This window comes from Gemmatimonadaceae bacterium (genome assembly GCA_036504815.1).
Classification (GTDB): Bacteria; Gemmatimonadota; Gemmatimonadetes; order Gemmatimonadales; family Gemmatimonadaceae; genus PNKL01.
On the sequence record DASXUN010000010.1, the window covers coordinates 99,619 to 117,205 of the forward strand.

Annotated in this window: 16 protein-coding genes; 2 read left to right on the forward strand and 14 right to left on the reverse strand. The window is 70.5% G+C overall.

Annotation, left to right across the window (positions count from 1 at the left end; all coding sequences use genetic code 11):
- Window positions 1–2: 2 nt before the first annotated feature.
- On the reverse strand, window positions 3–1,154 hold the full coding sequence (locus VGJ96_04630; protein ID HEY3286392.1) for an anhydro-N-acetylmuramic acid kinase: 1,152 nt from the start codon (window positions 1,152–1,154) through the stop codon (window positions 3–5).
- Window positions 1,151–2,065, reverse strand: coding sequence for an N-acetylmuramic acid 6-phosphate etherase (murQ, locus tag VGJ96_04635; protein HEY3286393.1), 915 nt, complete (start codon window positions 2,063–2,065; stop codon window positions 1,151–1,153). Before murQ ends, VGJ96_04630 begins: the two co-directional genes overlap by 4 nt.
- Window positions 2,066–2,156: 91 nt before the next feature.
- On the opposite strand from murQ, the gene ggt reads away from it, so the two are divergent.
- Complete coding sequence (gene ggt, locus VGJ96_04640) at window positions 2,157–3,881, forward strand: gamma-glutamyltransferase (GenBank protein ID HEY3286394.1); 1,725 nt, start codon at window positions 2,157–2,159, stop codon at window positions 3,879–3,881.
- Between the two features lie 69 nt (window positions 3,882–3,950).
- Here the strand turns inward: ggt and VGJ96_04645 are convergent, their stop codons facing one another.
- Complete coding sequence (locus tag VGJ96_04645) at window positions 3,951–4,739, reverse strand: hypothetical protein (GenBank protein ID HEY3286395.1); 789 nt, start codon at window positions 4,737–4,739, stop codon at window positions 3,951–3,953.
- Window positions 4,740–4,820: 81 nt separating this feature from the next.
- Here VGJ96_04645 and VGJ96_04650 point away from each other — a divergent pair, with 81 nt between their 5' ends.
- A complete protein-coding gene (locus tag VGJ96_04650; GenBank protein ID HEY3286396.1) occupies window positions 4,821–6,593 on the forward strand; it encodes an ABC transporter ATP-binding protein in 1,773 nt (590 codons plus the stop codon).
- On the opposite strand, the gene VGJ96_04655 is transcribed toward VGJ96_04650, so the two are convergent.
- The 11 genes from VGJ96_04655 to VGJ96_04705 all read right to left on the reverse strand — a co-directional run bounded on the left by VGJ96_04655 (window position 6,590) and on the right by VGJ96_04705 (window position 17,579).
- Window positions 6,590–7,828, reverse strand: coding sequence for a HAMP domain-containing sensor histidine kinase (locus tag VGJ96_04655; GenBank protein HEY3286397.1), 1,239 nt, complete (start codon window positions 7,826–7,828; stop codon window positions 6,590–6,592). The genes VGJ96_04650 and VGJ96_04655 overlap by 4 nt on opposite strands.
- A gap of 72 nt (window positions 7,829–7,900) precedes the next feature.
- The gene (locus VGJ96_04660; GenBank protein HEY3286398.1) at window positions 7,901–8,629 is read right to left on the reverse strand and encodes a cytochrome c biogenesis protein CcdA; all 729 of its coding nucleotides are present in this window, start codon (window positions 8,627–8,629) and stop codon (window positions 7,901–7,903) included.
- Window positions 8,626–9,090, reverse strand: coding sequence for a Fur family transcriptional regulator (locus tag VGJ96_04665; GenBank protein ID HEY3286399.1), 465 nt, complete (start codon window positions 9,088–9,090; stop codon window positions 8,626–8,628). Before VGJ96_04665 ends, VGJ96_04660 begins: the two co-directional genes overlap by 4 nt.
- A complete protein-coding gene (locus VGJ96_04670) occupies window positions 9,072–9,611 on the reverse strand; it encodes a hypothetical protein (GenBank protein HEY3286400.1) in 540 nt (179 codons plus the stop codon). The genes VGJ96_04665 and VGJ96_04670 overlap by 19 nt, the downstream gene beginning before the upstream one ends.
- 136 nt (window positions 9,612–9,747) lie before the next feature.
- Window positions 9,748–12,006 (reverse strand): primosomal protein N', encoded by a 2,259-nt coding sequence (gene priA, locus VGJ96_04675; protein HEY3286401.1) that lies wholly within the window; start codon window positions 12,004–12,006, stop codon window positions 9,748–9,750.
- Window positions 12,003–13,004, reverse strand: a complete 1,002-nt coding sequence (locus VGJ96_04680) for a serine/threonine-protein kinase (protein ID HEY3286402.1) — start codon at window positions 13,002–13,004, stop codon at window positions 12,003–12,005. The genes priA and VGJ96_04680 overlap by 4 nt, the downstream gene beginning before the upstream one ends.
- Window positions 13,005–14,051 (reverse strand): magnesium/cobalt transporter CorA, encoded by a 1,047-nt coding sequence (corA, locus tag VGJ96_04685; GenBank protein HEY3286403.1) that lies wholly within the window; start codon window positions 14,049–14,051, stop codon window positions 13,005–13,007. It abuts the gene before it with no gap.
- Window positions 14,052–14,150: 99 nt separating this feature from the next.
- Window positions 14,151–15,077, reverse strand: coding sequence for a histone deacetylase (locus tag VGJ96_04690; GenBank protein HEY3286404.1), 927 nt, complete (start codon window positions 15,075–15,077; stop codon window positions 14,151–14,153).
- A gap of 7 nt (window positions 15,078–15,084) precedes the next feature.
- Window positions 15,085–15,366, reverse strand: coding sequence for a hypothetical protein (locus VGJ96_04695; GenBank protein HEY3286405.1), 282 nt, complete (start codon window positions 15,364–15,366; stop codon window positions 15,085–15,087).
- Window positions 15,367–15,389: 23 nt separating this feature from the next.
- Window positions 15,390–16,712: a GAF domain-containing protein gene (locus VGJ96_04700; protein HEY3286406.1), complete on the reverse strand. Its 1,323-nt coding sequence runs from the start codon at window positions 16,710–16,712 to the stop codon at window positions 15,390–15,392.
- A 3-nt stretch (window positions 16,713–16,715) separates the two neighbouring features.
- Entirely contained in the window at window positions 16,716–17,579 is an 864-nt protein-coding gene (locus VGJ96_04705; protein ID HEY3286407.1) for an aminotransferase class IV, read from the reverse strand.
- Window positions 17,580–17,587: the final 8 nt, after the last annotated feature.

Genomic DNA, 17,587 nt, shown 5'->3' on the forward strand with positions numbered 1-17,587 from the left:
CGTCAGGCGGGCGTGAGCGTGCCGAGCACGCGCGGTCCGCGCGCGCCGGTGCAGGCGGGAACGTTGCCGGGAAGTCCGCACAGGTGCAGCCACCCAAGGAACGCAAACGCCACCGCTTCCTTGGCGTCGCCGTCGAAGAAGACGTCGTCGAACTGGCGCACCGGCCGCGGGGCCATCAGGGCCTCGAGCCGTCGCACGAGCGCGGGATTGCGCGATCCGCCGCCCGAGATGATCAACTCGGCCACCGGCTCGGGAATGAACCGCTCGAACGCAAGCGCGATGCTCCGCGCGGTGAGTTCGACCGCCGTCGCCACGATGTCAACGTCGCGACAGTCCGCGCTGGCCGCGCGGCAGCGCGCCATGAAGTCGGCGACATACGCCGGCGTGAACAATTCGCGCCCCGTGCTCTTTGGCGGCGGCGCGCTGAAGTACGGATGCATCAGAGACTCGTCGACGACGCTCGCGATGGCGCGTCCGCGCAAGGCGAGCGCGCCGTCCACGTCATACGGGAGGTCCGGGTGCAAGGCGCGCACGACCGCGTCGATGATGCCAACCCCCGGACCCGTGTCGAAGGCGCGCGTGCCCGACACGCCGCCACCCGGCGGCACGAGCGTCACGTTGCCGATTCCCCCGATGTTCTGCAGCGCGCGCCAGTCGGGCCCTGCAAAGAGGAGCGCGTCGGCAATCGGGACGAGCGGCGCCCCCTGCCCACCGGCCGCGACGTCGCGCGTCCGGAAGTCGGCAATCACCGGGCGACCCGTGCGCTCGGCGATCGCCGCCGGCTGACCGAACTGCCACGTGGCGCGTGGCGCGTCGTGCCAGACCGTGTGTCCGTGCGAGGCGATGGCGTCCACCTCGTCGCGCGCGAGCCCGCTCTCGGCGATGGCCGCCACCGCCGCCGCGCCCAGCCGCTCGCCCAGTTCGAAGTCGAGGCGCGTGTAGTCGCCCGGATGCGTGGGCGTGGCGATGGCGCTCAGCAGGCGCGCGCGGAACGCGTCGTCATACGCCTGCTGCACGAAGGCGAGCAGCTCGGGCATCGGCCGGTCATCGCGCGCCCCGGGAACGAAGCGCACCACGGCGGCACTGATGCCGTCGTGCGACGTCCCCGACATCAAGCCGACGAGGACGAGGGGGCGCGCCGCGCCGGCGTTCACGCGCTCACCGGGGGCGGCGCGTCGGGAATGACGCGGCGAATGACGCCGCCGTGGGCGGCGAGGCGGCGGAGCGCCTCGTCCTTGTCCACGCCGAGCTTCTGCATCACGATCGCCGTCCTGACGCTGCGTCCGGCCGCGTCGAGCAGCGTGCGCGCCTGGTCGCGATCGACGCCGCACACGACGCGCAGGATCCGCTCGCTCCGATCCTCGAGCTTCTGGTTGGTGGACTGCAAGTCCACCATGATGTTGCCGTACGTCTTGCCGAGGCGGATCATCGCGCCCGTGGTGATCGTGTTGAGCACCAACTTGGTGGCCGTCCCCGCCTTCATGCGCGTGGAGCCGGTGACCACTTCGGGGCCGGTGACGACGACGATGGCGACGTCGGCCGCCGCGAGCGTCTCCGGCGGGGGCGGCGAGCAGGCGACGATGGCGGTGCGCGTGCCGATCTTCCGGCCGTGCTCGAGCGCGGCGCGCACATACGGCGTGGTGCCGCTGGCGGCGATGCCAATCACGAAGTCGCCGGCGCGAACACCCGCCTTGTCGAGGTCGTCACGCGCCCCTTGCGGCCGGTCCTCGGCCCCTTCCTGCGCGCGTGTCAGCGCCGGCGGCCCGCCGGCGATGATGCCCTGCACCATCTCGGGATCGACGCCGAACGTCGGCGGACACTCCGACGCATCGAGCACGCCCAGCCGCCCCGAGGTGCCGGCGCCAACGTAGAACAGGCGGCCGCCCGCGCGAAACGTCTCTTCGGCCATCTTCATGGCCTGCGCAATCTGCGCCGCCTGCGTGGCGACAGCGGCCGGGACACGGGCGTCTTCGGCGTTGATGAGCGCCACGATCTCTTCGGGCGAAGCGAGGTCAATCTCCGCCGTACGCGGATTGCGCTGTTCGGTGATGCGTGGATCGAGCATGGTCGGGGTGTGGAGGGCCGCTATGGGAGCGAACGGGCTTGGTGCTAAGTTACTGGGCGTGCGTGCCATGTCTACTCTCACAGAACCTCCGATGCCTCGCCCCATCGCTCGCCTCGCGCTCGCCCTCACTCTCGCCGTCGCCGCCTGCCATCATGGCACTGCACGACAGACGGTCGACATCGGCACCTATCTCGGCGGGGAGGCCTCGCTCGTCACGGCGCAGCCCGTCTTCGCGGCGCACGGGATGGTGGCCAGCAACAGCGAACTCGCCAGCGCGGCCGGCGCCGAGATCATGAAGCAGGGCGGGAACGCGGTGGACGCGGCGGTGGCCACCGGCTTCGCGCTGGCCGTGACCTATCCGTTCGCCGGCAACATCGGCGGCGGCGGCTTCATGAACATCCACATGGCCGACGGCCGCAACGCCGCCATCGACTATCGCGAGATTGCACCGCTGGCGGCCACGCGCGACATGTACGTGGACGCGGCCACCGGCAAGCTCACGAACAAGAGCATCATCGGGCATCTCGCCAGCGGCGTGCCGGGCGCGGTGGCCGGCATGGCGGAGGCGCTGCATCGCTTCGGCACGCTCCCGCTCGCCACGGTGATGGCGCCAGCCATCCGCCTCGCCAGGGAAGGATTCCTCGTCGACAGTTCGCTCTACCGTTCGCTGCGCGGCAACCGCGCGGTTGCGCAGTTCGCGGGCAAGGCGCTGTTCTACCCCAATGGCGAGCCGCTCACGCCGGGGACGCGACTCATCCAGGCCGAACTCGCGCGCACGCTCGAGATCATCGCCGCCAAGGGGCCCGCCGGCTTCTACGAGGGCGAGGTGGCCGACGCGCTGGTGGACGAGATGCAGCGCGGTGGCGGCATCATCTCGCGCGACGACCTGAAGCGATACAAGGCCGAGTGGCGCACGCCGATCCGCAGCACCTATCGCGGCTACACGCTGCTCACGATGCCCCCGGCGTCGTCGGGCGGCATCACGATGACCGAGACGATGAACATCCTCGAGCAGTTCGCGCCGCTGCCGCGCTATGGAAGCGCCGGCTACACGCACCTGCTCACCGAGGCCTTCCGCCGGTCGTTCATCGACCGCAACGAGAAGCTCGGCGATCCCGCGTTCATCAAGGTTCCGCTCGAGCAGCTGACGAGCAAGACGTATGCGAAGGAGCTCGCGGCGGGCATCGACCGGGCGCACGCCACCAGGACCCCCGCCTTCCGGGGGGCGGGCGAGGCCGAGCACACGACGCATTACTCGACCGCGGACGCCAAGGGCAACGTCGTCGCCACGACGACCACGCTGAACGGCGGCTACGGGTCGGGCGTCTGGATTCCGAAGGCCGGCTTCTTCATGAACAACGAGATGGACGACTTCGCGGCCCAGCCCGGATCGCCCAACATGTTCGGGCTCGTGCAAGGCGAGGCCAACGCCATCCAGCCCGGCAAGCGGATGCTGAGCGCGATGGCGCCGACGATCGTGCTCGACAAGGACGGCCAGGTGCTGCTGGTGGTGGGCGCCGCGGGCGGTCCGCGCATCATCACGACCACGACCGAGGTCATTCTCAACGTGATCGAGCACAAGATGTCGCTCGCCGACGCGATGCGCGCGCCGCGCCTGCATCATCAGTCGCTCCCCGACACGCTGCGCTACGAGGCGGGCGCCTTCAGCGACGCCGTGGCCGACTCGCTGCGCGCGATGGGACACGCGCTCCAGCGCACGGGCGGGCTCGCCAACGCCAACGGCATCATGCGCGTGAGCGGCGGATGGATCGGCGTACGGGAGCCGCGCAGCACCGGCGGCGCCGTGGGATACTGACGCTTACCGCACCGAATAGCACAAAGGGCGCCCGTCGGGCGCCCTTTGTGTTGGGGGGACCTCGCGTCGCTACTTCGCCAGACTGATCGTCAGCGGACCACCGAGCGTGATGGTCATCCGGCCGCCATTGGCCACACAGCCGTTCCAGTCGGCCGTGCCCGCGGCGATCACGCCGCCCGCGGCCGCGCCCACCGCGGCGCCGGCGACCGTGGACTTGGTCTTCTTGCCAAGCAACTGACCCGCGATGGCGCCCACCGCGGCACCCGCCGCCACCTTCTTGGCCTGATCGCCGGTGCTCTGGGCGCGCACGGTCTCGATGTTCGCCACCCTCACGCTGCCGGTGACGTCATACGTGGTGGTGCCGACGGCGACCGAAACCGGCTCGAAGGCGAGGCGAACGCCTTCCTTGCCGTTCTCACCGCGCTTCGCTTCCGTCACCCGGAGCGTGACCACCGAACCCGCGGGAACCGTCACGCCGTTGGTGCCGGCCACCGGCTCCGCAAGCGCCGCGGTCACGTGGTCACCTGCCTTGATGGTGTTCGTGCAGACGCGGGCGCTCGACGTCGCTTCCATCGAGGTGCCACCGGCGATGGTCCCGGTCGTCGCGGCCTTGGCCGCGGCGGGGGCCGGCCTGGCGGCCGGCGCTGACGCGGCGGGCTTCGCCGCCGTGGCGGCCGGCTTGGCCGGAGCCTTCGTCGCCGCGCGCTGCGCGGTATCGGCCAGCTGTGGCTGGCCCGCGTTGGCGGGCGCCAGTTCCACCTGGCGGCTGTCGGCCGGCACGTCATCGGCCTTCTTGCACGCCCCGAATGCAACCACGAGCGCCAGCGGCACGGCAGCAACCCGGATAAACTTCGGCATGGTATCCTCCTTCCTTCCAGTGGGGAGTCTCTCCTTCAATACTCGCTGTACTGCGGGTGTGGCACAACCGCCGCGCCGGTCATGATCCATCCCCTGCGGCGACTGATTCCGTTCGTGGCACCCTACCGCGCCCCCATGGCGTGGGGCGTGGCGTGTGTCGTCATCTCGTCCGCCTGCTACAGCCTGCAACCGCTCTTTCTTCGCCAGGCCATCGACGCCCTGCAGGCCGGAGCGCCTGCCGCTCGTCTCTGGCGCGTCGCCGCGCTGATGGTTTCGGTCGCGCTGGTCACCGGTTTCTTCCGCTGGCAGATGCGCGAGCAGCTCAACGGCGTCAGCCGCCGTATCGAGACCGACCTGCGCGATCAGCTGTTCGCCCACCTCATGACGCTGGACGCCGGCTGGTACGCGCGGACGCGCACCGGCGACGTGATGGCGCGCCTGACGAACGACCTCGGCGCCGTTCGCATGGCCGCCGGACCGGCGATCATGTACCTGATTAACACCATCGCCGGTGGTTTGTTCGCGCTGGGTTTCATGCTGCGGCTCTCGCCGCGGCTGACCGTCATTGCGCTGCTCCCCCTGCTCCTGCTCCCCGTGGTGATGCTGCGCCTCGGCCGGGCGATTCACGACCGCTTCGAGGACGTGCAGGCGCACTTCAGCGACCTCACGACGCGGGTCCAGGAGAACCTGAGCGGGGCGCGCATCGTGCGGGCCTACCGGCAGGAACCCGCCGAGTCGGAGCGCTTCGGCCAGCTGAGCATGGAGTACGTGCGGCGCAACCTGGCCCTCGCGCGCCTGAACGCGCTGATGAGCCCGTCGTTCACCCTGCTCGCCGGCTTGGGCTCGGTGGCGGTGCTCGGGGTGGGCGGCACGATGGTCCTGCGCGGGACCCTCAGCGTGGGCACCCTGGTGGCGTTCGGCATCTACCTCACCACGCTCACCTGGCCGCTGATCGCCCTCGGCTGGGTGACGAACCTGTTTCAGCGCGGCGCGGCGTCGATGGCCCGCCTCAATGAGATCCTCGATGCGACGCCGGCGGTGCGCGACCCCGACACGCCGCGTCCCCTGCCCTCACGGGACGGCGGGCGGCAGGTCGAGTTCCGGAACGTCACCTTCGCGTACCCGGCGCGCGACGGCGCCGCGCCGCGCACCGTGCTGCGCGACGTGTCGTTCACGATTCCCGCAGGCGGCACGCTGGGCGTGGTCGGCGCCACGGGCGCCGGCAAGAGCGCGCTGCTCGAGCTGCTGCCGCGCTTCTTCGACCCGCAGGAGGGGCAGGTTCTCCTCGACGGCGTGGACGTGCGCGACCTCCCGCTCGCCACGCTGCGCGCCGAGATCGGCTTCGTGCCGCAGGACGCGCTGCTGTTCAGCGAGACGATCGCCTACAACCTGGCCTACGGCGGCGCCGACGCCGTCACCGCCGCGTGGGGAGCCGAGGTGGCCCAGCTCGCCGAATCGGTGGCGCGCTTCCCCGCGGGCGACCGCACGGTGCTCGGCGAGCGTGGCATCAACCTGTCCGGCGGCCAGAAACAGCGCGCCACCCTCGCGCGCGCGCTGGCCCGCCGGCCCGCCGTCGTCGTTCTCGACGACGCGCTGTCGGCCGTCGACACGAACACCGAGGCGGCCATTCTCCACGGCCTGCGCGATGCCCTGAGCGGGCGCACGACGCTCATCGCGTCGCATCGCGTGACGGCGCTGCGCGAGGCCACGCACATCATAGTCATCGCCGACGGCACGGTGGCGGAAGCGGGGACGCACGACGAACTGGTGGAGCGGCGCGGCCGCTACTGGGCGTTGCTGAGGCGTCAGTTGCTGGAGGAGAGCATCGACGCCGAACTGCCGACCACCGCCTAGGTAAGCGGGGTCAGCTCCCGCGGGAGGCGCACCGTGAAGGTCGTGCCCGCATCGGCATTCGAGACGAACGACACCCTCCCCCCGAGGTAATAGTTCGTCAGGAGCTTGATGCTGTAGGTGCCGAGGCCGCGCCCGGCCCCCTTGGTGGAGAACGACCGCTGGAAGAGCTGCAGCTGCACGTCGGGCGGGATGACCGTGCCGTTGTGCACCGTGAACTCGACCTCGCCGACCAGTCGCCGGGCGCCGATCGTGACGGCCTCGCCGATGGGCGTGGCCTCGAGCGCATTCTTCACCAGGTTGACCAGCACGCGGCGCAGCAGCACTGGATCCGACGAGAAATCGAAGGCCATCGCGTCGGCAGCCACCAGCAGGTCCCGGCCGCGGCACACGCTCGTGGGCCGCAGGGCGTTCAGCACCTGCCGCACGATCTCCATGGAGCGCACCGGCCGCGGCCTGACCTCGAGGTCGCCCGACTCGGCGGCCGCCAGCGCGCGCTGCGCGCTCAGTTCCTCGACCAACTGGTCGGCAGACTGCGACATGATTTCCGCCGCCTCGTGCAGTTCGCTCGGCGGCAGTTCATCGTGCACCAGCAGCTCGGCCAGCCCCTTCACGCCGCCCGCCGTGTTCATCACGTCGTGGAAGAAGATCCGCTCGAGCACCTCGCGGCGCTTCTCGTGGCTGATGTCGAGCAGCGAGAAGATGGTGAACGACTCGCCCTCCACCGGGATGTGCTGCGCCCACACCCGGAAGTCCACCGAGATTTCGCGCCCGGCCTCGCCCCCGACCGTCAGCCGGCATTCCTGCACGTCGAGGTCGCGCCACTTCTGGCTGTTCACGATGGCGCGCACCGCGCCGCAGTGCCGGCAGAAGGGGGTGGTGCCGCAGCCGCCCTCGGTTTCGTGCGAGTGGATGCAACCCACCGCCTCGCCCGGGCGCTTGCCGATGACCGCCTCGATCAGCGCCTCGACAACCTCGCGCCGCTCGGCCGGCAGCTTGTCCCCGTCGTCGCCGGCGAGGAACATCCGGAACGGCCGGTTGGTGAGCACGATCTGCCGGTCGGCGTTGAGCACCACCGCCATGTTCGGCATCGCGTCGAGGAACTCACCGATCAGCGGCAGGGCGGCCAGCGTGCGGTGCTGGCGCTCCACCTCGCCCGCCGTCGCGCGCTCCGCGGGGGCGAAGGCGGTCGGCAGGCGTGCGACGCGCTGGTCGGATGAACTCGGAGGCACGCTCATGGGTCCTCGCCCGGGATGCGATCGTTGAATATGCGTCGAGTGGACCGCCGTCGCACAATGGGGCAAGTCGCCCTAGATGCGCGTCCGAATGAACTCCGGCGTGTACTGCTGCATGAAGCTCGCGATCCGCGTGAACTGATCGGAGATCAGCAGCAGGCCCACGGCCAGCAGCAGCGCGCCCGCCAGCCGGTTGATCCATCCCATCTGCTTGCGAATCTTCTGGAAGAAGCCGAGGAAGCGCTCCACCGCGACGGCCGCGATCAGGAACGGAATGGCGAGGCCCATCGAGTAGACGAACAGCAGCACGAGGCCGCGCCCGAGGTCGGCTTCGCTCGCCGTGTAGGTCAGGATCGCGCCGAGGATGGGTCCGATGCAGGGCGACCAGCCGGCGCCGAAGGCGATGCCTACGAGCACGGTGCCCAGATAGCCGACGGGCTTGTTGGTCAGGTGCACCCGGGTGTCGCGCGCGAGCAGGCCGAGATTGAGGACGCCGAGCAGGTAGAGGCCGAAGACGATGACGAGCGCGCCGCCGAAGCGTGTGAGCCAGACACGCTGGCTGAGCAGCACGCGTCCCAGCACCGTCGCGCTGGCCCCGAGCGCCAGGAAGATCAGCGTGAAGCCGAGGATGAAGAGCAGCGCGTGCACCAGGGCGATGCGGCGCGACCGCTGCAGGTCCTCGAGGCTGAGCCCGGTGATGAAGGTCACGTAGCTCGGCACCAGCGGGAGCACGCAGGGGGAGAGGAAGCTGAGCAGCCCCGCGCTGAAGGCGATGGCTAGGCCGAGCGTGGCCGGTTCGTTCACAACGGTCTCCGGTCGAGGACGGTGGGCGTCTTGCGGCAGGCGCGGCAGGTGCCGCGCACGAGCAGCCGGTGCTGCGACGGGACGAACCCGCGATTGCCGGCGGCGCGCCGAATGATGTCCGGGATGCGGTCGTCGAAGAACTCGGTGACCGCCCCGCAGATGGTGCACGTCAGGTGGTAGTGATTCGGCTGGTTGCGCGCGGCCTCGTATCGCTTGAAGCCCTCCCCGAAGTCGCGCTGCTCGGCGAGCCCGCACGTCACGAGCAGGTCGAGCGTCCGATAGATGGTCGCGAGGCCAACCGACTGCCCATTCTTCACCAGCGTCGCCGCGACGTCATCGGCCGAGAGGTGGCCGCTCGCGCGGAGCAGGATGTCGGCAATGGCCAGCCGCTGCTGCGTGACCGGCAGACGCCGCTCGCGCAGGAAGCCGGTGAAGCGATCGATTACGTCGGAGTCCGCCATAGAGGATCCTCCAACAGGGCGCGAAGCTGGTCGCCGCTGAATCTCTCGGTTTCCGTGAGATCCTTGGAGCGCTGCGTGACGCCGCGGGCCACCGCGTCCACCGTGGCCAGGGGCGCATCGGCCGTGGCCGCCACTTCGACGAGCCACTTGCCGCGATCGGGGCCCTTGCGGACCAGGCGATAGCGCGCCGTGTGTATGACGAGGCGCGGTTCGCCATTCAAGGCGAGTGAAACGGGTGCGACGGACGGCGCGGCATCGGCGGCCTCCGGCAGCACCGCGTCTGTGGCCTCGGGCGACACGGCATCGGCGGCCTCCAGCGGCACCGCCGCGTCGATGAGCGACTGCACCGCGGCGTCATCGACGACGCGAACGTGCTCCGCACCCGGCGTCACGGCCACCACCGCCACCCCCGTCTCCATGCTCCCCTGCCGGATGGGGCTGAAGAGGTGCAGTTCCACGACGCGATCCGCGCCAAGACGGTTGACGATCTCGGTGAGGAAACGGGCGCGCGTATCGTCCATTCAGCGCGCTCCGGCGCCGGCGGCACACACGGGGCGCGCCGTCGAGGGAAAGGGGGCGTCAATCGAGAGGCAAGTCACCTGGGGAAATCTAGCCCCGTGCGGGGCATGACTCCACCAGCGGAAGGGGGGAGTTGCGCTACAGCAGCGCCACCGGATCCCGGTCGAAGGTCACCCGCATCTCATGCGCTGCGGGGAGCTCGAATCGCGTCAGGAAGGCGCGCATCAACTGCGTCAGCGGCGCCGGACGGGCGGCCTTCAGCACCAGATGCCAGCGCCAGCGCCCCTTGATGCGCTCGATCGGGCAGGGCGCCGGTCCAACGAGCGACACGGCGCCGCCCAGCGCCTCGAGCCGCGGCGCCATCCAGTCCGCCGCCTGCTGCGCGCACGCGGCCACCGCCAGTTCGTCCAGCCCGCTGATCACGACATTGGCCAGCCGCAGCGTGGGCGGATAAGGCGGACTCACCCGCGCCGGAATCTCCTCGCCGACGAAGCGCAGATAGTCATGCTCGACCGCGCAGATCACCGCGTGGTGCCCCGGCGTGCGCGTCTGGATGAAGACCTCGCCTCCCTTGGGGCCGCGCCCCGCCCGTCCCGCCACCTGGCTGAGCAGCTGGAAGGTGCGCTCGCTGGCGCGGAAGTCGGGGAGGTTGATGCCGATGTCGGCGTCGATGACCCCGACGAGCGTCACGTTGGGAAAGTCGAGCCCCTTGGCGATCATCTGCGTGCCGAGCAGGATGTCCACCTCGCCGCGCCCGACGCGATCGAGAATCTCGGCGTGCGCCCATTTTCCCGTCGTGGTGTCGACGTCCATGCGGGCCACGCGCGCCGAGGGAAAGCGCTCGTTGAGCAGGCGCTCCACCTGCTGCGTGCCGACCCCGCGCTGGCGCATGTTCTCCGCCCCGCACTCGGCGCACGTCGCGCTCAGCGGTTCGGCGTGCTGGCAGTAGTGGCAGATGAGCCGTTCCGGGGCGCGATGGTAGGTGAGCGAGATGGCGCAGTTGGGACAGGCGACCACGTGGCCGTCGGGGCACGTGACGAAGTTCGCGAAGCCGCGCCGGTTCAGCAGCAGCAGGCTCTGCTCGCCGCGCGCGAGCCGCTCGTGCAGCGCCGCCTCGAGCGGTGCGCTGAGGATTCGCCGCAGCGCCTGCAAAGCGGCCGGCGCCCCGGGGCCGGTTTCGTCGCGCAAGTCGACGATGCGCACCCCGGGGAGCGCCCCGCCCCCCACGCGATCGGGCAGCGAAAGCAGCTGATACTTCCCCGACTGGGCGTTGGTCCAGCTCTCGAGCGACGGCGTGGCGCTCCCCAGCACCACCACCGCCCCCGCCTCGCGGGCGCGCACGATGGCCACCTCGCGCGCGTGATAGCGCGGCGCCTCGCCCTGCTTGTACGTGGCCTCGTGCTCCTCGTCCACGACGATCGCGCCGAGGTTCGCGAGCGGCGCGAAGATGGCGGAGCGCGCCCCGATGGCAATGCGCTTGTCGCCGCGTTGCAGCGCGCGCCAGGCGTCATAGCGCTCGCCGTCGCTCAGCCCGGAGTGCAGCACCGCCACCTGGTTGCCGAAGACGGCGCGAAAGCGGTCCACGGTCTGCGGCGTGAGCGCGATCTCCGGCACGAGCACGATGGCGCTCTTGCTCGGCGCGGCGAGCACGTGGCGCAGGAACTCGATGTAGACGAGCGTCTTGCCGCTCCCGGTGATGCCGTGCAGGAGGAACGTCGCCCCGGGCGCGCCGGCGCACAGCGCCGCGACCGCCGCGCGTTGCGCGGCGGTCGGCGTCACCGCCGCGGGCGGCGGTGCCGCGCGCGCCAGAAACGGATCGCGGTCCACCGGTTCCGGCACCACCACCGCCACGCCGCGCTTCGCGAGCCCCTGCACCACGCTCTCGGTGCAGCCCAGCCGCTCGATGAGATGCGCCACGGGCGACTGCCCGCCGAGCGACTCGAGCAGTTCGTACAGCGCGCGCTGCTGCGGCGCGCGCTTGAAGAGCTCGTCGCGCTGCAGCAGTGAATCGAGCCGCTGCGAGATGCGGAGCACGCGCTGCGTGCGCAGCGGCGGATCGGCGCGGCGCGCGCGTCCCATCGCGGCCGGCAGCGCCGCGCGCAGCACGAGGCCGACCGGCGACACGTAGTAGTCGGCCATCCACCGCCCGACCGCGAGCAGGTCGGGACAGAAGGCCGGCGATGCGTCGGGCGCGTCGAGGATGGGCTTGGGTTCCGCGCCGCCGAGCGACGCGCCGTCGCTCTCGGCGAGCACGATGCCGATGGCCGTGCGATTGCGGAACGGGACCAGCACGCGGGTCCCGGGCGTCACCGGGTGTCGCAATCCGTCCGGAACGGCGTACGTGAAGGCGCGAAAGAGCGGGAGCGGGAGCGCGACGTCGACGAGCCGGGCGGTCATGGCGCCGGCGGCAAACCGCCCGTCGGCGTGCGGCCGCGCACGCCCGCATCGCGGGGCACGCCCGCTTCGTGCAGCCAGCCCTCGAGGTCGGCGGCCAGCTCGGCCCCGCGCTGATATCGCGCCTCGGGCGCCTTCTCGAGGCAGCGCATCACGATCTGCGCGAGCGCGGCCGGCACGTCGGAGTTCACCTCGGTCACGGGGACCGGCACCTCGTGCACCTGCTTGTAGCCGACGGCAAACGCGTCGGCCGCGTCGAACGGCGGGAAGCCGACGAGGCTCTCATACATCATCACGCCCACGGCGTAGAGATCGGCGCGACCGTCGAGCGTCTTCCCCATCGCCTGCTCCGGCGCCATGTAGTGCGGCGTGCCCATCGCGCGCCCGCTCGCCGTCAGCCGCGCGTGGAACTGCGCGGTGGCGATGCCGAAGTCGGTCAGGTAGGCGTTGCCATCCTCGTCGAACAGCACGTTGTCCGGCTTCACGTCGCGGTGCACCACGCCGTGGCGGTGCGCATGATCGAGCGCCGTCGCAATCTGGGCGGCGACCTCCGCCACCCGCGCCGGCGCCAGCGTGCGCGACTTGGCCAGCAGGTCGGCCAGCCCGCCGCCGGCGAGGAACGGCATGATGAGGTAGACCATCTCCCCCACTTCGCCATAGTCGAACGGCACGCAGATGAGCGGGTGCACCAGCCGCGCCGCCGCCTCGGCTTCGCGGCGAAAGCGCTCCCGCATCTCCGTGTCGCGGGCTAGGTGCGCGTGCATGACCTTGAGCACCAGCGGGCGGCCCAGCGTCTCCTGCTCCACCAGATAGACGTCGGCCATTCCGCCCGAGCCGATGCGCCGCAGCACGCGATACCGGTTTCCCGTCGCCTGCCGCAGCGCCGTGATGAGCGCATCGGGCGCGTCGGGGCGCGCCGGCACGTCCGGCAGCGCGATTGCGCAGCGTACGCAGGCGGCGGCGCCGCCGCGATTCCAGGTGCCGCATTCAGGACAGAACACTTAGAGCACGCCGCGGCGCCAGAGCGCCAGTATGAGCAGGCCGCCCAGCGCCAGCTGGCCCGCAAACATCACCCAGAAGCCGTGCGGCCAGTTTGAGAGCGGAATGTCGGCGAAGTTCATGCCCCACATTCCGCTCACCACCACGAACGGCACGCTTAGCGTTGCGACCACCGTCAGGCTCTTGGTCGCGATGTTCAGGCGGTTGGACACCTGCGTGAGATACGACTCCATCACCGACGACACCAGGTCGCGGTAAGTATCGATGGATTCGTTGAGCCGGATGACATGGTCGTAGATGTCGCGGAAGTACACCTGCACGTCCGGCGGCACGAGCGCGGTCGGCCGGTTCGTGAGGAAGCTGAAGACCTCGCGCTGCGGCGCGAGATGCCGACGCAACTGTAACACGAGGCGCTTGACGCTGAAGATGTCGTGCATCGCCGACTGGTCGAACTTGGCGAAGACCCGTTCCTCGACCGTGTCGATGAACTCATCGAGCTGGTCCACGATGGGAAAGTACTCGTCGACGGTGGCATCGAGCACGGCGTGCAGCGTGCGCGCCGGTCCGCGGTCGAGCAGGTCCGGCGACCGCTGCACCCGCTCCCAGACCACGTCCAGGCCGGGTGAGTGCGACCCGTGCACCGTGATCAGGTAGTTGCTCCCCAGCACGCAGCAGAGGTTGTAGGTCTCGATGTCGTGGGGATCCTCCGTCTCGCTCACGAAGCGTACGGCGCGCACCACCACGAACAGGTAGCCGTGATACTCCTCCACCTTCACGCGCCCGTTGGGACTGAGCGTGTCCTCGATGAGCAGTGGGTGGAGATGAAAGACCTTCTCAAGGAGCGCGACCTGCGACATGCTCGCGGTGTCGATGTCGACCCAGAGGAAGCCGCCGGAGTCGCCGAGGTAGCGCTCGAACTCGCGCGGATCGACGTCGCGCTGCAGCTCACCCGCGGACGGGCGGTACCAGCTGCGCGGGCGGGCGGATTCGGTCCCCGTGATCCGCTGCGACTTGCGAATGCGATACGTGCCGGACTGGCGACGAGCCAAGGGATCCTCCGCGGGGCGACGCGCCCGGGGGAAAAGGTATCGCCTGCCCTCAGCCGAGCAAGCGTCGGCCAGGTGGCGGCGCCACGGCCGGCGGCGGCGTCAGCCCTCGAGGGCGCGCATATGCACGACCGACGCCTCGCCCACGCGATCGGGCGCATAGCCGCCTTCGAGCGCGCTCACCAGCCGTCCGCCGCACCAGGCGGCGGCCCGGCTGACCAGTTCGCGGGTGAGCGTCGCGACGTCCTCCATCTCGAGCGTGAACCCGCCCAGCGGGTCGCCCTTGAGCGAGTCGAAGCCGGCCGAGACGAGCACGAGATCGGGCGTCCACGCGGCGGTGGCCGCGTCCACCGCGCCCAGAAAGGCGTCCACATAGCGTGCGGCGGGGAGCCCGCCCGGCAACGGCACGTTCCAGACGGTCTCCTTCGGGCCGCGATCATCGGCGGCCCCGGTCCCCGGATACCACGGCCACTGGTGCATCGACACGAAGCGGATCTCCTGCGTGTCCTGCACCAGCGCCTGCGTGCCGTTGCCGTGGTGCACGTCAAAGTCGGCAATGAGCACCCGCGGCACGCCATGTCGCGTGCGCGCATAGTGCGCTCCCACGGCGACGTTGCCAAAGAGGCAAAATCCCATGGCATGGGCGCGCAGCGCGTGGTGTCCCGGCGGACGCACGGCGCAGAACGACCGCCGACCCTCGGTGACCGCGAGGTCGATGCCGTCGAGCACGCACCCGGCCGCGGCGGCCGCCGCATCCCACGACCCTTCGCTCGTGACGGTGTCGGCGTCGAAGCGCGCGCCCCCGTTCGCCGCGGCACTCCGCACGTCCTCGATGTACGCCGCGTCGTGCGCCAGCGCGAGTTCCTCGACGGTGGCGTGGCGCCCCTCGCGGTGGTCAATCCGGAGCATCAGCTCCCAGTCGTTGCGCAGTGCCCGCGTGACCGCGCGCAGCCGCCCGACGTGCTCGGGGTGGGACCACCCCGTGTCGTGCCGCCCGCAGTCGGAGTGCGAGATGAACGCGACGCTCACCCGACGCTCAGGCCGCGGGCGCCAGCGTCGTCAAGAACCGCGCGATCTGCTGGTCGAACATGTACGACGAGCCATTCACCACGGTGCCACCCTCGTCTGGGAACGCCGCGATGACCACTTCCTCGCCGCCCTGGCCGCGCAGCACGAGGTGATTGGGCCCCTCCTTCTCGACGAACGCGGCGTAGATGGAACTGCCGTTCGCAAAGAACTCGCGGGCGGCGCGGAGGACGTCGGCCGGCGACGCACTGGTGCGCTGGCTCTGCAGCGTACGCTTCGACTGGTTGTGCATGATGTCGGTGGGCTCCTTGATGATCAGCCGTGCGCGCCACTCGCGCCCGGCGGTCCTTCCAGCGGCAGGTGCAGCAGCAATGCGGTGCGTCCCTCGCCGATGGCTTCGGTGGTGACGCCGCCGCCCATCAGGCGGCTGACGCTCCGCACGAGATCGAGCGCCCAGGCCAGATGCGCCTCCTCGTCCGTCGCCTCGTCGTCGTCGCGCGCCGCGTCCCGGCGAGAGCCGGATTCCTGCACGCGGTAGCGGGCCTGACCCTCCGCCGCTTCGACGGTGATCTCCACCCGTTCGAGCCGCCCCCGCTCGAGCACGTGCTCAACGAGCGTCACGAGCAGCCGCACGATCTTGCGGCGATCACCCCGCATGGCGGGCAGCGCCAGCACCGGCTCCACGACGGTCACGACGGCCCCGGGCAGCGTCTCCGCCGCGTCGCGCACGGCGTCGCGCATCGGCACGCGCGGATCGAACTCGTCGAGCGTGAACGCCAGCGCGCCGCGCCGGGCGCCGGCGAAGTCGAGCAGGGCCTCGACCAGCCCGAGAATCTTGGCGGCCGACGCGCGCGCGCCGTGCAGCGCGCCGCGCTGCGCGGCGGTGAGCGGACCGGCTCCGTCGTACTCCAGTTGCGCCAGATGCGCCAGCAGCGCCTCGAGCGGCGAGTGCAGGTCGACCGACACCCCCTCGAGGAAGTCATCACGGGCCCGGCGCGCCACGGCGACGACGGCGTACTGCCGTTCCAGCTCCGCGGATGCCTCGGAAAGCGCCGCGTTCACGCGTCGCAGCTCGTCGCCCCTCTCCGCCTGGCTGGCCGCCGACGCCAGGAGATCGGCGACCAGGCGCAGCAGCGCCCGGGCCTCGCGGGTGACGCCCGCGCCTTCGCGGAAATAGAAGGTGGCCACCCCAAGCACCCGCCCGGCGGCAATGAGCGGCAGCGCCGTGATCGCGGCAAAGCCGAGCTCGCGCGCCACCTCGTGCCAATCTTCCAGGTCAGGATCGGCAAACACGTTCGGCACGTCAATGACGCGCCGCTCGCTGGCCGCTTCACCGCTGGGGCCGAAGCCGACCCGTACCCGCATCGCCCCCAGCCACGGCCGGTACTTCGCCGGCCACTGGTGCGCCGCCACCAGCCGCATGAGCTCCGAGGCGCCGTCGAGCAGGTAGACGGAGCCGAGTGTCGCGCCCACCTGCGGCGCGACACGGTCCAGCGCGAACTGCAGGGCCGCTTCCGCCGACTCGCCGCTCACCGCCGCGTGCACGATGTCGCGCACGGCGTCGAGTTCGCGCCGGTCTGTCGGCGCCGCGGGCGTCGGCAGCGGCTTGCGGGGGAAGTAGCGCCGGCGCGGCGGCATTCCCTAGCGGCCGGCCCCCGCCGCCTGGTACAACCGCGCTTCGAATGCCTCGCGCAGCTTGACCGTCGTCGGCCCCGGCTTGCCGTTCCCCACCGTCTTGCCATCGAGCGTCACGACGGGCGTCACGTCCGTCGTCGAGCCGCAGACGAAGATCTCGTCGGCTCCCGCCAGCTTCGCGAACGGAATCGGCTGTTCCTTCACCGACATCCGATGCTCGGCGACGAGTTCCATGATCACCTTGCGGGTGATGCCGGGGAGAATGCGCTCCGTCAGCGGATGCGTGGTGAGCACGCCGTCGATGACGGCGAACACATTGGTGGCCGCCCCTTCGGTGACGATGCCGTCCTCGTGCAGGATCGCCTCGTAAGCCCCCGCCTCGGAAGCCGCCTGGCGGGCCAGCACGTTGCCGAGGAGGTTGACCGTCTTCCAGTCGCGCCGCTTCCACCGCATGTCGGGGAAGGTCACCGCGGAGCATCCGTCGTCGCGCATCTTGCGCGGCACGACCAGCTTCGACGCAGAGACGAAAACCGTCGGCGGCACAGTCGCGGGCGGGAAGAAATGCGTGCGGGGCGCCGCGCCGCGCGACACCTGCAGATACAGGAAGGCCTCGCCATCCACGAGGTCATTCTCCTGCACCACCCGCTCGCACACCGCCTCGAGCGCGTCGATCTGGGCGCGATTGAAGTTGATGCGGAGCCCCTTGAGGCCGTTGTCCATCCGTTCGGCGTGGGCCGCCCACTCGAACATCTTGCCGCCCACCGAGCGCACGCCTTCGTAAATGCCGTCGCCAAAGATGAAGCCGCGGTCCTCCACCGGAATCAGCGCCTGTTCGCGCGGGAGGTACTGGCCGTTGAGATACATGATCATGGTATGGC